Genomic DNA, 13,509 nt, shown 5'->3' on the forward strand with positions numbered 1-13,509 from the left:
TTATTTATTTTGCTCTGCCTTTATAAAGTGCATCGCGCCGTCGTCCCTCTTTTTAAAGTCCATTCCGTAACCTGCCAGCGCACGTTTTGCCCTTTCCTGCTCCTCGACATTCCTATGATAAGAAACTGCACACTTCTCACAAAGTGTTCCGTGACGGATATTAGCCCCGCAAATTCCACACTTCATAAATGTTTTGGAATCCGATGCAATCTCCAGTCTGGATTCCCTTAGCATCTGGCGTATCGCCTTCTGGCTCACTCCCGTTTTCTCAGATATTTCTCCTGACGTTGCTCCCGGGTTTTTCTCTATGTAATTGCGCGCCTTCCCGTAATCATCATAAGCAAGATAACGGCACTCCTCGCACTCATATTCACCGACACCCTTAAAAATCATAATCCCGCCGCATTCTTTGCACACATACGGCCTGTTGTAATCTTCACCCAACTTTCCAACAATAGTAATATCCTTCTTCTCCATATATACTACCCCATTTCTTTCGATACCTCGTCAATCGCTTTTCCAATATCATGGCGCATATATTTATTGTCAAAAAGAACCCATTCCACAGCCTTATAGGCATTGGCCCGCGCTTCCTTCAAGTCCTTTCCCTTAGCCGTCACCCCCAGGACTCTTCCTCCGTCCGTCACGATGCCCTCGTCCGTCTGCTTCGTGCCCGCATGGAAGCAATAATAGCCTTCCTTTCCATCAAAATTCTCCAGACCGCGAATCACAAAACCTTTCTCATATTTTACCGGATAACCATCCGAGGCGAGAACGACGCATACTGCCGCATTGTCCTCGAACTGTAAGTCTATCTCATCAAGCTTCCCGTCAATGCACGCTTCCATAACCTCTATGATGTCATTTTTCATTCTCGGAAGTACGACCTGTGCCTCCGGATCTCCGAATCTGGCATTGTACTCCAAAACTCTCGGTCCTTTTTCAGTTAACATAAGTCCAAAAAAGATAATACCCTTAAATTCTCTTCCTTCCGCCGCCATAGCGTCTACCGTCGCCTGATAGACATATTCCTTGCAAAATTCATCTACTTCCTTCGTATAGAAAGGACTGGGGGAAAAAGTTCCCATTCCGCCCGTATTAAGTCCCTGATCTCCATCCATGGCGCGCTTATGATCCTGAGCTGAAGTCATAGTCTTCACCGTCTTCCCGTCTACAAAGGAAAGTACGGAAACCTCTCTTCCAGTCATGAACTCTTCGATTACCAGCTTATTTCCCGCCGCGCCAAACTGCTTATCCAGCATGATAGTATGTACACCCTCCTTGGCTTCTTCCAGGGTACCACAAATCAGCACTCCTTTTCCAAGCGCCAAGCCATCGGCCTTAAGCACGATGGGAAAATCTCCTGCTCCCAATCCTTCCAGATAGGAAAGGGCTGCCTTGGCATCGTCAAAATTCTCATACCCGGCCGTAGGAATATTATATTTCTTCATCAAATCTTTGGAGAAAGCCTTGCTTCCTTCCAAAATTGCCGCATTTTTCTTCGGTCCAAAGGCTCTAAGTCCCGCCTTATCCAGCTCATCCACAAGCCCCCCTACAAGAGGATCATCCATACCTACGATCGTTAAGTCGATTGCATTTTCCTTAGCGAAGGTTACGATTTTTTCAAACTCCATAGCTCCTATGGGGATACACTCCGCCAACTGTCCGATACCGGCATTTCCCGGCGCACAATATATTTTCTCTACCTTCGGGCTCTTCGACACGCTTACCGCTATCGCATGCTCTCTGCCGCCGCCTCCGACAATCAGTACTTTCATTTATGTATCCTCCTGCATTTTCCGTCTTTTATTTCTAATCTGTCTCTGGCTATCAGGTCGATAGCTTCCGGCAATATCTGCCATTCTGCCTGCTCCATAACGCGCTTTTGAAGCACCTGTGCCGTGTCTGTGTCCTGCACTTCCACTGCTCTCTGCAAAATAATAGGTCCGGTGTCCGTCCCCTCATCTACAAAATGAACAGTAGCTCCCGTCACCTTCACGCCTCTTTCAAGCACGCCTTCATGCACTTTAAGCCCATAATACCCTTTGCCGCAGAAAGACGGGATGAGAGAGGGATGTACATTGATAATTTTGCCCGCATATTTTTCAATCATCGCTTCCGGCAGTACGACGAGAAATCCCGCCAGCACGACCAAATCCGCGGCCGCACCCGCAACCGCCTGCAAAAGTGCTTCGTTAAAGGCGTCTCTGTCCACATAATCCTTAGGCGACACACAGACTGCCTCTATATCTTCTTTCCTCGCTCTTTCCAGAGCATAGGCATTTTTATTATTACTGATGACCCTTACGATTTCCGTATTTGAAATGGTTCCTACCTTTACTGCGTCAATAACAGCTTGCAGATTCGTTCCGCCCCCGGATACGCATACGACAACTCTTAGCATAAGGTAACCCCTTTTTCACCTGCTTCCACATGGCCTATTACATAAGGAGTCTCTCCTGCCGCCTTGATTGCTTCCATGGCCGTCAAGACCTGAGCCTCATCCAAGGCAAGCACCATACCAAGTCCCATATTGTAAGTATTGTACATCATCTTCTCTTCCAGACCGCCTTTTTCCTGCAGCAGCTTGAAAATTGCAGGCACTTCGTAGCTGTCCTTATTCACTACGGCTACCGCCCCGTCAGGAAGCATTCTGGGAATGTTCTCATAGAAGCCGCCTCCCGTAATATGGCTGCAGCCTTTTATCATAACGCCTGCTTCCTTTACCGCCTTAAGCGTCTTTACATATATCTTGGTAGGAGCGATCAATGCTTCTCCCAAGGTCTTGCCCAGTTCATCATAATAGATATTCAAGCTTTCCTTCGTCATATCGAACACTTTTCTTACGAGAGAAAAACCATTGCTATGTACGCCGGAAGAAGCGATACCCACGAGCACGTCGCCCGGTTTGATATCCGCTCCGGTAATCAAATCCTTTTCATCCACAACTCCCACTGCAAAGCCTGCGAGATCATATTCTTCCTCGGGATAAAAACCCGGCATCTCCGCCGTCTCGCCGCCGATAAGGGCTGCTCCCGACTGAAGGCAGCCGTCTGCCACTCCCTTTACAATAGTCGCTATCTTTTCAGGATAGTTCTTACCGCATGCGATATAGTCAAGAAAAAACAAGGGTTCACCGCCCGCGCAGGCGATATCGTTTACGCACATGGCAACGCAGTCGATACCTACCGTATCGTGCTTATCCAACAGGAATGCCAGCTTTAACTTCGTCCCCACTCCGTCCGTTCCCGAAACCAGAGTAGGCTTCTCCATATTTTTAATTGCTGCAAGGGAAAAAGCTCCTGAAAATCCACCCAGCCCCCCGAGTACCTCCGGTCTCATCGTTTCCTTCACATACTTTTTCATTAATTCTACCGACTGATAGCCCGCCTCAATATCAACGCCAGCCTTCTTGTAATCCATGATATTTCCTCCCTGATCGCTTTTTATAATGTATATATATTTTTGTGCTATTTGTAGTTCTTATAGCCAACTTCCTGAAGCTTCGCATCCTTTTTCTGAACGCTGGTCTCCAAAGTCTTGCTGTATTCTTTCAGTTTGGAAAGCAGTGCCTCGTCCGATGTCGCCAGTATTTTTGCTGCCAGAATTCCGGCGTTGGCCCCGCCGTTAATCGCAACAGTAGCTACCGGAATACCGGAAGGCATCTGTACGATGGAATAAAGGGAATCCACTCCTCCAAGGGATGTTGTGTGCATAGGAATACCGATGACTGGCATAGGGAAAATCGCCGCGCACATACCCGGTAAATGGGCTGCCATTCCCGCTCCTGCAATAATTATCTTAAAGCCCTTCTCCTCCGCACTCTTTGCGTATTCAAAGAACACATCCGGCTCCCTGTGTGCAGAGATGATCTTCATTTCATAAGAAATTCCAAGCTCCTCCAAAATATCGGCAGCCTTCGCCATAATAGGCATGTCCGAGTCGCTTCCCATAACAATTCCAACTTTTGCCATCACAATTTCTCCTCTTTTTTCTATATATTTCTTCTTTAAGTTTACTAAAATTACATTAAGCACGCAACCTATATTTTCTTAGATTTTTATAAGGTCCGGCTCAGTTGACGAGGGGCCTGTTCAATTCCTCACAGCCTGGCAGAACGAACCTTCCGTTTAAAATGACAGGGATTACCTCTCCGTCTCCCGTTACCGCAGACAGCTCTCCTAACTCGTCATAGGGAATGGTAATGTCCGTATGGCAGTTGAAATACGCCTTTTTGCTGTCTGTTCTTCGAAGGGCAGAAACCTCGTTCTCCCGGGCGATAATAGCCTTGCCGTCGGGATTATACGTAATCATATCCTCTTCATGGGAATAGCAGGTATCTCCTACCGCGAAATGCGGCCCCATCTTTTCCGCAATCAAAATCGGCAGCTTATCTCCGATTCCGTATTTTAAAGCGGCCACATACGCGACCGTGTTTGTTCCTATGGCGAACTCTCCGACAGGAAGCGTATCGTGGTGGAACATAACGTTTTCCTTTATATACTTTTTGTTCTCCTCCTCCGTATCGAAGTTGGTACATCCGTAATCGGCTATCATGCCGTCCTTGAAGACAATTTCAAGATTCTTATATTCCAGTTCTCCCAAAAATACCCGGCTTACATGGAGCACACCCTCTGTTCCCGTAAGTCTCGGTGAGGTAAACACTTCTCCTACCGGAATATTCACATCCGCCACGCAGTTTTCGAAATTCGTCTCCTTCTCGGGATCTTTAAGCTCATGCAGATTTATTTTCAAATCGGTTTTGTTCTCTCCCATGCCTTTTATCGTTACATACCGGGCTCGATCCAAAGTATCGATAATGACCTGCTGGATATCGCGATAAAGCTTATAATCCAATGTATTTATTTTAACAATTTCATCAAAGATTTCCTCGTATTTATCTCCGATAGGCGGTACCGGGAAGGAAATAATGGTAAAGCTTCTCTCTTCCCCCTTGATATATTCATTCTGCAGCTCTCCTGTCGCCGCCATCAGTTCCACGGATAGCTTCTGCTGTTTCTCAGAAAGACGAAGTGCCTCTTTTTTGGTCTCCGGTGCGAAGGGGCTTTCCCCGAATATTTCCACTACTGCAGGACCTCCAAGTAATCCTGCTTCTTCCTTCAGTGCCTCATATGCCTCCTTCAGTACCTCCAGCCTACGGTTCACATACTGCTTATCCAGGTAAAGAGCCTGATCGTCCTTGTGGTCATAGTCGTATTGCTTGTTTGCGCTGGTGCCGTAATAACCGATTTTATTTACGCCTTTGCCTTGAAAGACGCTGACTCCTGCCCGGTGTATGACTGACCTCATACCTATTTTCTCGAAATTGCGTACCGCCTCTCTTATCATCCGTTCAAAGCCTAAAGAGTATCTTATATTCACGCTCTTCTTCTTCGTAATGTCTTTGCCGCATACCTCAAAGCCTATACGGTATCCTTCCGTATAAGTATCCGCCATAAGCTTGATTTCGCTATCCGGCATATGATTCAGATGCCTTGCCGTCTCCAGCTCGCTGTCCGTCACATATTCTCCAAAATAATAAAGGTAGCGTAAATCCTCCAAGTCACTGTCCATAATGATTCTCAAAGCGAAGTCCTCTTCCGGACACAGTTGCTGCCTAAGTCTTTTTTCTGCTTCCGGCTCTGAATAATCGCTGATAAACCAATATACGATCTGCCTCAATTCCTCGTAAACCGGCTCCTTCTTCTCCTCGTATGCGCTGTAAAACGCATAATACATCTCCAGGAACAGTTCCATACGGATAACCATCTCGAACATATCCTGTTCATAAGTAAATACGATCAAACTTCTCAGCTCCGCATACAAAAAAGATAGGAGCTGCCCATACTCCTCTCCAAATTCCTTTACCGCGTATGCCGGATTCGCATAGCTCGTCTCGTATGCTTCCGGCCGCACATCCGCATACAGCTTTCTGTTGTGCTCTTTCAATTCCTCCAAGGATGCTCTCTTAAGCTGCCCGCTCTTTACATATTCGTAAGTATCCACCATCTCACATAAAAAGGAAGCTGTCTTGTTGAAGTATTTCCCATACCTCTCCTCTAAAGATCTATCCTCACGCAACTCCTTAATTCTTTCTAACGAAAGCTCATATCGTTCCAATAAATTATCAATCATACTCCGTACGCTCCTGCATATAAAATAATACTTATCATAGCTAATACCACGACATTAAATCCAATTCCCAAATAAGAAAATAAATAATACCTGTCTTTTTCCATCCTGGAAAGTATTCCCAAAACCAATCCCGCCAGGGAAAAAAGGGTTACCAAAAAAACTGCCGCTCCATACTGTGTCACCGCCGCTCCTGCGTTTCGGTAAGACAAATACACTGCCGCAGCAATGGAAATGATAGAAATTATTCCCAAAGCAGTTGACATAATTCCCTTTTCCGGATGCTTCTTTGTCGTAAAGATATATCCGCCTTTACGGCTCGTTCTATAATTTCTGCGGTTCATAATTACCCCTAAAAGGGCATTCTTTTTTCGAATGCCCCTGTCATTTAAAATAAGATTTTCGATTTGCCGGCTAAAAGCTTCGCCCCGCTTATAATAAGAAGAACTCCGCTCGCAATCCCTGCCACCAGAGCTACGACACCAATCGCGATGTTCAAAGCTCCTGAACCGCCCATAATCTTATAAATTCTTTCCTCCATAACCGCTCTCCTCTCTACTTGGCACCATATGTTTCATAATATGTATCGATTGCCGTTTTACATTCATCATTAATATAGATTGTACCACGATATGGCTTATTATACAAATACTCTACTACTTCTTCCATCGTTACGATAGCATTAGCCTCAAAGCCATACTTCTCTTTGATCTCACACAGCGCACTCTTATCCCCCTGGCCTTTTTCCATGCGATTCAGGGAAACGATCAGCCCTCTGATGTCCACATCAGCCTGCGCCTTTAATATGGGAAATGTCTCTTCGATGGATTTGCCGGAGGTGGTCACGTCCTCGATAATCACTACCTTATCGCCATCCTTTAACTTGCTTCCCAGAAGGATACCCGTATCGCCGTGGTCTTTTTCTTCCTTTCTATTGGAGCAGTATCTGACATCTTTTCCGTAAAGCTCGCTGATCGCCATGGTCGTCGCCACGCTTAAGGGAATTCCCTTATAGGCCGGCCCGAACAGCACATCAAAGTCTAACCCGTAGTTATCGTGAATCGCCTTGGCATAATATTCTCCAAGCTTTCTAAGCTGTGTGCCTGTCACATAGCCTCCCGCATTCATAAAAAACGGAGACTTACGTCCACTTTTCAATGTAAATTCTCCAAATTTAAGTACCTGACTGTCAACCATGAACTCAATAAACTCTTTTTTATAACTTTCCATAGTCCTGCACGTTCTCCTTATTCTTTCACTATCTGTTTCAAATTACTTAAGCGCCGAAGCGATGTCCTTTTGCATATCCTCTACCGCTGCACGAGATGCTGCCCCGAAATTCTCCGCTCCGAAACCTGCGTATTTTTCCTCTTTATATGCCGCAATGATGCCTCTGGAAGAATTCACGATGGCTCCAAGTCCGTCCTCGTTGAAAAAGTGCGCTAAATCGGCACCTTTTCCGCCCTGCGCGCCATAGCCCGGCACGAGGATATAAGCCTTCGGCATAATCTTTCTAAGGGCCTTCCCCATTTCAGGATAGGTCGCTCCTACCACTGCGCCTATATAGCTGTAAGACTCTCCCATATGCTGCGCTCCCCATTCGGCAACCTTTTCTCCTACGATTTCATAAAGCGGTCTGCCGTCAATCAGGCGGTCCTGAAATTCTCCGCTGCTGGGATTCGATGTCTTAACGAGTATAAAGATGCCTTTCTTTTCCTTTTTACATACATCGATGAAAGGCTCTACTCCGTCCGAGCCAAGGTAAGGATTTACCGTAGCTAAATCTTCATTGAAGCCATAACAGGACTTGCTTCCCACCTGAACCTTGCCCAAGTGTCCTACCGCATAAGCTTCCGAAGTAGAACCGATATCGCCTCTCTTAATATCGCCTATTACTACCAGCCCTTTTTCCTTGCAATAATCCACTGTCTTCTTAAAAGCTATCATTCCTTCCACACCGAACTGCTCATACATCGCGATCTGCGGCTTTACCGCCGGAATCAAATCGTAGATATTGTCTACGATTTCTTTGTTGAACTGCCAGATTGCCTCGGCTGCGCCCTCAAGCGTCTCTCCGAATTCCTTATAAGCTTTCCCGGTAACATGTTCCGGAATGTATTTTAACATCGGGTCCAAGCCCACCACAATAGGCGCATTTGTCTTTTGAATTTTAGCTACCAATTCGTTAATCATAATTTTTTCTTCCTCTCCTTCTTTCCCTCGTTCTCCCAAAACCGTAACGCACAAAAGGCGTTGTCTTAAAGTGCAACGCCTTCTAAATCCTTTAGCACGTATATGTTTTCCACATAATCCGATACTTTATCTTTTTCTACCCAGTCCAATTCTCCGTATTCCTCCGACAATACAATGTTATCCTCGTCGTTCCCGTCGATACTGCATAGGTAAGCGATTCCCACACACTGTGAATCTCCTACCATCTGCGACCACGTATACACAATACGGTCAATTTTGCCTTCCACGGATAAAAGTTCTCTGATTGCCCGTAAAACTGCATCATCAGGCGCCTCTCCGTAATTTACTTCAGCATCGATGAACTCCCATATAAAGGGGTCGGGAATACGGTCGTCCACCCATCTTTTTATCAGTAAATATTTATCGTCCTTTTTAATAATCCCCTTTACTCTTAAATAAATATTCTCCATACTGTCCTCCCGTTATGCTGTGCTATGCGATGACTGCCTCCCGGCTGTCCACATATTTTTTAATGTTGGATGCGTTTACGTATTTCTTATATTCATCTCCGTTTGTTACTACCAGTGTAGGAGCCTGCATAATACCATATCTGCCGGCAAGTTCCATATTCTCCTCCGCATCGATAAGAACATACTTATCTTCTTTCAGATATTCCTTCGCCAATTTGCAATTAGGGCAAGTCTTCGTGGTAAAAAGATATTTTACCGCTTCCGGCTTCTCTACTTTTACGCTGATTTCCTTCTCATAATTCGACAGAGTGACCATACGGGTCATAGGTTTTTTTAAGGAAGACTGTGCTACACTGTATTCTGTTCTGTTGGCATATTCCTGAAGCTTGCCGTCATTCCAGTTCTGTACCGGTCTGTAATATCCCGTAATACGGCTGTAGACCTCCGTAACCTTTCCGCAGTGAGGACACGCCTTCTGCTCCCCTGCCAGATAACCGTGTTCACGGCAGATTGAGTAGGTAGGCGATAGTGTATAATAGGGCAGCTTGTAATTATCGGCAACTGTTTTTACCAATTTCGCCGCCGCCTTCCAGTCAGGAAGCTTCTCACCGAGGAACGCGTGAAATACGGTTCCTGATGTATATAAGGTCTGTAAGTCGTCCTGTATGTCCAAAGCATCGAAGACATCTATGGTATAATCTACCGGCAGATGGGAGGAATTTGTATAATAAGGCGTATCCCCCGGATTGCCTGCAGTCTTGATCGCGGGCCATTTCTTCTTATCGTGCTTCGCCAGACGGTATGTGGTGCTTTCTGCCGGAGTTGCCTCCAGATTATACAAATCACCATATTTTTCCTGATAATCGGAAAGTCTGTTTCTCATGTGATTCAATACTTCTTTGGTAAATTCCTGCGTTCCCTTATTGCTCATGTCCGCCCGCAGCCAGTTCGCATTCAATCCCACCTCATTCATGCCGATAAGGCCGATGGTGGAAAAATGGTTCTCGAAACTGCCAAGATAACGCTTGGTATAAGGATAAAGTCCTTCTTCCAACAGTCTGGAAATAACTCCTCTTTTTATCTTAAGAGATCTGGCCGCAATATCCATCATCTTATTCAGACGCTTGTAGAAGTCGTCCTTATTGGATGACAGATAAGCGATTCTTGGCATATTGATCGTCACTACGCCCACGCTTCCCGTACTTTCGCCCGAACCAAAAAAGCCGCCTGTCTTCTTGCGAAGCTCTCTTAAGTCCAGACGGAGGCGGCAGCACATACTGCGCACATCGCTGGGCTCCATATCGGAATTGATATAGTTGGAAAAATAAGGTGTCCCATATTTGGAGGTCATCTCGAATAAGAGTCTGTTGTTCTCCGTATCGGACCAATCGAAATCCCGGGTAATGGAATAAGTCGGTATCGGATACTGGAAACCTCTTCCATTGGCATCGCCCTCAATCATCGTCTCGATAAATGCCTTGTTAATCATATCCATTTCTTTTTTGCAGTCTTTATATTTGAAATTCACCTCTTTGCCGCCTATGATTGCCGGAAGCTCTGCTAAATCCTCCGGTACCGTCCAATCCAGCGTGATATTGGAAAAGGGAGCCTGTGTTCCCCAGCGGCTTGGTGTATTAACGCCATAAATAAATGCCTCGATGCATTTCTTCACTTCCGGATAAGTCAGATTATCTGCCTTGACAAAGGGAGCCAAATAAGTATCGAAGGAAGAAAATGCCTGTGCGCCTGCCCATTCATTCTGCATAATGCCCAAAAAGTTTACCATCTGGTTACATAATACGGAAAGATGTGATGCCGGGGCAGAAGTAATCTTGCCGGTAATGCCTCCCAGCCCTTCCTGAATAAGCTGCTTGAGAGACCAGCCCGCACAATAGCCGGTAAGCATGGACAAATCATGGATATGCAAATCCGCATTTCTATGAGCCTCTCCGATTTCCTGATCGTATATCTCAGAAAGCCAGTAATTAGCCGTTACCGCGCCGGAATTGCTAAGAATAAGGCCACCCACCGAATAAGTTACGGTAGAGTTCTCCTTTACCCGCCAGTCCTCTATCTTTACATAGCTGTTGACTACATCCTTATAATCGAGAATGGTAGATTTCATATTGCGCATCTTTTCTCTCTGCTTGCGGTAGAGAATAAACGCTTTGGCAGCCTCCGCATATCCGGTCTGCTCCAAGACTCTTTCCACGCTATCCTGAATGTCTTCCACATTCACCCTGTCTTCCTTCACTCTATTCTGAAACTCGGACGTAACGCGAAGCGCCAGCAAATCAATAATATCATTGTTGTACTGCATGTCCGTAGCGTTGAAAGCCTTCATGATAGCATCACTAATCTTTGCCAATGTAAAATCTGTAGTTTCTCCATCCCTTTTAATTACTTGAAACATCTCAATTCCTCCCTACATACATTATCGAACGCCGCACCCCCTGATGCAGACGCTCCCCCATATTCTTTTTAGGTTCACATAACTCTATGTAAACACCGATTAGTAAAATTGTAACATCTTACCAGTGAAAAGTCAATAAAAAGCACAAGATATTATGTCAACATTTTTATGTCAACACAACATCTTGTGTCTTTACGTTTTTATCTGCCTGACCATAAATCTCTATGACCGAGACAAAATACATACTCCAGTCATACTCTAATGCCTTAAAATTATCTCGTCTGTAAGAAAGTATATTCTCTCTTCGCGGCTTCATCATCGGGATATGTAGATAGGTAGCTGTCCAAAAGCACTGCTGCCTTTTTATAATCTCCCAGATACTCATAGGTAACGATTTCGTTGAATTTCAACGTCTGCATCATATTATTATTCTCGATATTCATTCCCGTCTGAAAGGCACTCAGCGCTTCCTCATACGCACCCATATTCATCTTGCAAAGCCCCAGCTGGTTATAAACCTTGGCATTGGTCTGGTCGTCCGCGATAAAGCTATTATATACGCTTACCGCATAATTGTTATCTCCCAGTTCCTCATAGGTTTTCCCCAAAAGCAGCACCGCTTCATAGCCTGCCGTCTTTCGCGACTTTTCCAAATAATTCCTGGCATTATCGTAATCCTTCAAATAGTAATACATCCTGCCTCGCTCGTAATCGGTCATGGACTTCGAACCGCTCTCCAGGGCCGACTGCAAATACTCCTGCCCTACTTCCTTATAACCGTTTTCCTCCAGTACGAGGTAAATATCGATTAACTGAGTATAATCCTCCTTCGCCAGCGAAATCGCCTTGTCGAAATCTGCCTTCGCCTTATCGAAATCCGTACCAATCCTCAGGCACCCCCGCAGGTAATATGCCACCTTATCCTTCGGCAAAAGAGCGATAATGGAATTATAGGCCTCTATGCTCTTATCGGTCTCTCCCATCTTGTAATAAGCAGTAGCCAGATAATAATTGATATCATAATCGATTTCATCCACTTGTCCGTTGCTGTGACTAAGGGCCTTCTCAAAAGAAGCTGCCGCCTCCTCATACATTGTAAGCCCCATATAAGCCAGTCCCTGTCCTCTATATAAAAGACGTTGATTCTCACCGTCCACCATAGCTTTTTCAAAGGATTGAAGAGCCGCATTATAATCCAGAGCTTCCACCGCCGCCATACCTTCCTTGATGCTGGCGTTCTTATCCTTTTGACCGCAACCGGAAAGTATGCAGCACAAAACTGCCCCTGCCAAGATTATTTGAAAAATCCTCTTTTGTTCCTTCATGCCAATAACCATGCCCTTCTTCTCATTTTGCAGTCTTTCCGCCGCAAGCATAAATCTGCAGATTAAAAATCTTATTTCTGTGCAATAAGATCTTTGTTTTTATATCGGTATTTTATATTATACTACTATATTTTTTATCCTCCTACAACCCTTTAAAAGTCACAAACTTTTTCCGTTCATCAATTACGTTACTGTTTACTCCGTTATCAGCAACGCAAATACACCACGGGTAATCGCCAAAGATAAGCAAGCGTATCCTTAACTCGTTTCTTTCACAAGAATTCCTTTATTACTGCAAAGACTCATAAGGTGATAATTCAAAACGGATGAAGTAACCCCTGTCGTGGTCACATACCGGACAGTTCTTCGGCGCTTCCTCTCCTTCGTATACGAAACCGCAGTTTAAGCAGAACCATGCAGTCTTCACATCGGATATGAACAGCCTTTTTTCTTCTAAAAGCTGCGCAAACCTTCCGAAGCGGTCGCCGTGGAGCTTTTCTATCTGGGCAATCATATGGAAGGAAGCGGCTACCTTGTCAAAGCCCTCCTCCCTCGCCTTGTCTCCGAATGACTTATACACCGAATCATGTTCCTCATATTCGTTATGCTGAGCCATGCGCAGAAGCTCTGATACATCGTCTGTGATATCCACAGGATAGCTGCCGTCCACATGAATATTTTCTCCTGACAGCTCCTTCAAATGATTATAGAAAACCTCGGCATGTTCCTTCTCCTGATTCGCCGTATATTCAAAAATAGCGCTGATTACATATAAATTTTCCTTTTTGGCCCTGGAGGCCGCAAATGTATAGCGGTTTCTCGCCTGGCTTTCTCCCGCGAACGCCCTCATCAGATTATCCTTCGTCTCACTGTTCTTAAAATCTGCTCCCATCACAGTCACCATACCTTTCTTCTCATTCTGCTTCTTCTTCGCAGCAGGCACTGCTTTTGTTCCACGCGTGCAACTGCGCATCGG

Annotated in this window: 14 protein-coding genes; all 14 read right to left on the bottom strand. The window is 45.3% G+C overall.

Translation table 11 applies throughout. The features are described from left to right. The 14 genes from CC90_RS23055 to rbr all read right to left on the bottom strand — a co-directional run bounded on the left by CC90_RS23055 (position 1) and on the right by rbr (position 13,425). Positions 1–477, bottom strand: coding sequence for a winged helix-turn-helix transcriptional regulator (locus CC90_RS23055; protein WP_051869369.1), 477 nt, complete (start codon positions 475–477; stop codon positions 1–3). A 5-nt stretch (positions 478–482) separates the two neighbouring features. Continuing rightward, the gene (gene purD, locus CC90_RS0109715; RefSeq protein WP_031390577.1) at positions 483–1,778 is read right to left on the bottom strand and encodes a phosphoribosylamine--glycine ligase; all 1,296 of its coding nucleotides are present in this window, start codon (positions 1,776–1,778) and stop codon (positions 483–485) included. Further along, entirely contained in the window at positions 1,775–2,404 is a 630-nt protein-coding gene (gene purN, locus CC90_RS0109720) for a phosphoribosylglycinamide formyltransferase (protein ID WP_031390578.1), read from the bottom strand. Before purN ends, purD begins: the two co-directional genes overlap by 4 nt. Next, positions 2,398–3,423: a phosphoribosylformylglycinamidine cyclo-ligase gene (gene purM / locus CC90_RS0109725; RefSeq protein WP_031390579.1), complete on the bottom strand. Its 1,026-nt coding sequence runs from the start codon at positions 3,421–3,423 to the stop codon at positions 2,398–2,400. Before purM ends, purN begins: the two co-directional genes overlap by 7 nt. Before the next feature lie 47 nt (positions 3,424–3,470). Next, entirely contained in the window at positions 3,471–3,974 is a 504-nt protein-coding gene (purE, locus tag CC90_RS0109730) for a 5-(carboxyamino)imidazole ribonucleotide mutase (protein WP_031390580.1), read from the bottom strand. Between the two features lie 100 nt (positions 3,975–4,074). Next, positions 4,075–6,135 carry an aminopeptidase gene (locus CC90_RS0109735; RefSeq protein ID WP_031390581.1) on the bottom strand — a complete coding sequence of 687 codons (2,061 nt, stop codon included), beginning with the start codon at positions 6,133–6,135 and terminating at the stop codon, positions 4,075–4,077. Continuing rightward, the gene (locus CC90_RS0109740; RefSeq protein ID WP_031390582.1) at positions 6,132–6,476 is read right to left on the bottom strand and encodes a DUF6142 family protein; all 345 of its coding nucleotides are present in this window, start codon (positions 6,474–6,476) and stop codon (positions 6,132–6,134) included. The genes CC90_RS0109735 and CC90_RS0109740 overlap by 4 nt, the downstream gene beginning before the upstream one ends. A gap of 44 nt (positions 6,477–6,520) precedes the next feature. Further along, entirely contained in the window at positions 6,521–6,673 is a 153-nt protein-coding gene (locus CC90_RS24380; RefSeq protein ID WP_031390583.1) for a hypothetical protein, read from the bottom strand. A gap of 14 nt (positions 6,674–6,687) precedes the next feature. Next, complete coding sequence (gene pyrE / locus CC90_RS0109750; RefSeq protein WP_031390584.1) at positions 6,688–7,362, bottom strand: orotate phosphoribosyltransferase; 675 nt, start codon at positions 7,360–7,362, stop codon at positions 6,688–6,690. 42 nt (positions 7,363–7,404) lie between these two features. Then, complete coding sequence (gene pyrF / locus CC90_RS0109755) at positions 7,405–8,325, bottom strand: orotidine-5'-phosphate decarboxylase (protein ID WP_031390585.1); 921 nt, start codon at positions 8,323–8,325, stop codon at positions 7,405–7,407. A 65-nt stretch (positions 8,326–8,390) separates the two neighbouring features. Then, on the bottom strand, positions 8,391–8,795 hold the full coding sequence (locus CC90_RS0109760; protein WP_031390586.1) for an NUDIX domain-containing protein: 405 nt from the start codon (positions 8,793–8,795) through the stop codon (positions 8,391–8,393). Between the two features lie 22 nt (positions 8,796–8,817). After that, positions 8,818–11,208, bottom strand: coding sequence for a ribonucleoside triphosphate reductase (locus CC90_RS0109765; protein ID WP_031390587.1), 2,391 nt, complete (start codon positions 11,206–11,208; stop codon positions 8,818–8,820). Positions 11,209–11,480: 272 nt separating this feature from the next. Continuing rightward, positions 11,481–12,584 carry a tetratricopeptide repeat protein gene (locus CC90_RS0109770; protein ID WP_031390588.1) on the bottom strand — a complete coding sequence of 368 codons (1,104 nt, stop codon included), beginning with the start codon at positions 12,582–12,584 and terminating at the stop codon, positions 11,481–11,483. Positions 12,585–12,822: 238 nt separating this feature from the next. After that, the gene (gene rbr, locus CC90_RS0109775; RefSeq protein ID WP_031390589.1) at positions 12,823–13,425 is read right to left on the bottom strand and encodes a rubrerythrin; all 603 of its coding nucleotides are present in this window, start codon (positions 13,423–13,425) and stop codon (positions 12,823–12,825) included. Positions 13,426–13,509 lie beyond the last annotated feature (84 nt).

The sequence above is a fragment of the Kineothrix alysoides genome (genome assembly GCF_000732725.1).
In the GTDB taxonomy this organism is placed as follows: Bacteria; Bacillota; Clostridia; order Lachnospirales; family Lachnospiraceae; genus Kineothrix; species Kineothrix alysoides.

Coding starts and splice junctions, on each gene's coding strand:
- purD (WP_031390577.1), bottom strand. CDS start 1,778: ATGAAAGTACTGATTGTCGGAGGCGGCGGCAGAGAGCATGCGATAGCG.
- CC90_RS0109735 (WP_031390581.1), bottom strand. CDS start 6,135: ATGATTGATAATTTATTGGAACGATATGAGCTTTCGTTAGAAAGAATT.
- pyrF (WP_031390585.1), bottom strand. CDS start 8,325: ATGATTAACGAATTGGTAGCTAAAATTCAAAAGACAAATGCGCCTATT.
- pyrE (WP_031390584.1), bottom strand. CDS start 7,362: ATGGAAAGTTATAAAAAAGAGTTTATTGAGTTCATGGTTGACAGTCAG.
- CC90_RS23055 (WP_051869369.1), bottom strand. CDS start 477: ATGGAGAAGAAGGATATTACTATTGTTGGAAAGTTGGGTGAAGATTAC.
- purE (WP_031390580.1), bottom strand. CDS start 3,974: ATGGCAAAAGTTGGAATTGTTATGGGAAGCGACTCGGACATGCCTATT.
- rbr (WP_031390589.1), bottom strand. CDS start 13,425: ATGGGAGCAGATTTTAAGAACAGTGAGACGAAGGATAATCTGATGAGG.
- CC90_RS0109760 (WP_031390586.1), bottom strand. CDS start 8,795: ATGGAGAATATTTATTTAAGAGTAAAGGGGATTATTAAAAAGGACGAT.
- purN (WP_031390578.1), bottom strand. CDS start 2,404: ATGCTAAGAGTTGTCGTATGCGTATCCGGGGGCGGAACGAATCTGCAA.
- CC90_RS0109740 (WP_031390582.1), bottom strand. CDS start 6,476: ATGAACCGCAGAAATTATAGAACGAGCCGTAAAGGCGGATATATCTTT.
- CC90_RS0109770 (WP_031390588.1), bottom strand. CDS start 12,584: ATGCTTGCGGCGGAAAGACTGCAAAATGAGAAGAAGGGCATGGTTATT.
- CC90_RS0109765 (WP_031390587.1), bottom strand. CDS start 11,208: ATGTTTCAAGTAATTAAAAGGGATGGAGAAACTACAGATTTTACATTG.
- CC90_RS24380 (WP_031390583.1), bottom strand. CDS start 6,673: ATGGAGGAAAGAATTTATAAGATTATGGGCGGTTCAGGAGCTTTGAAC.
- purM (WP_031390579.1), bottom strand. CDS start 3,423: ATGGATTACAAGAAGGCTGGCGTTGATATTGAGGCGGGCTATCAGTCG.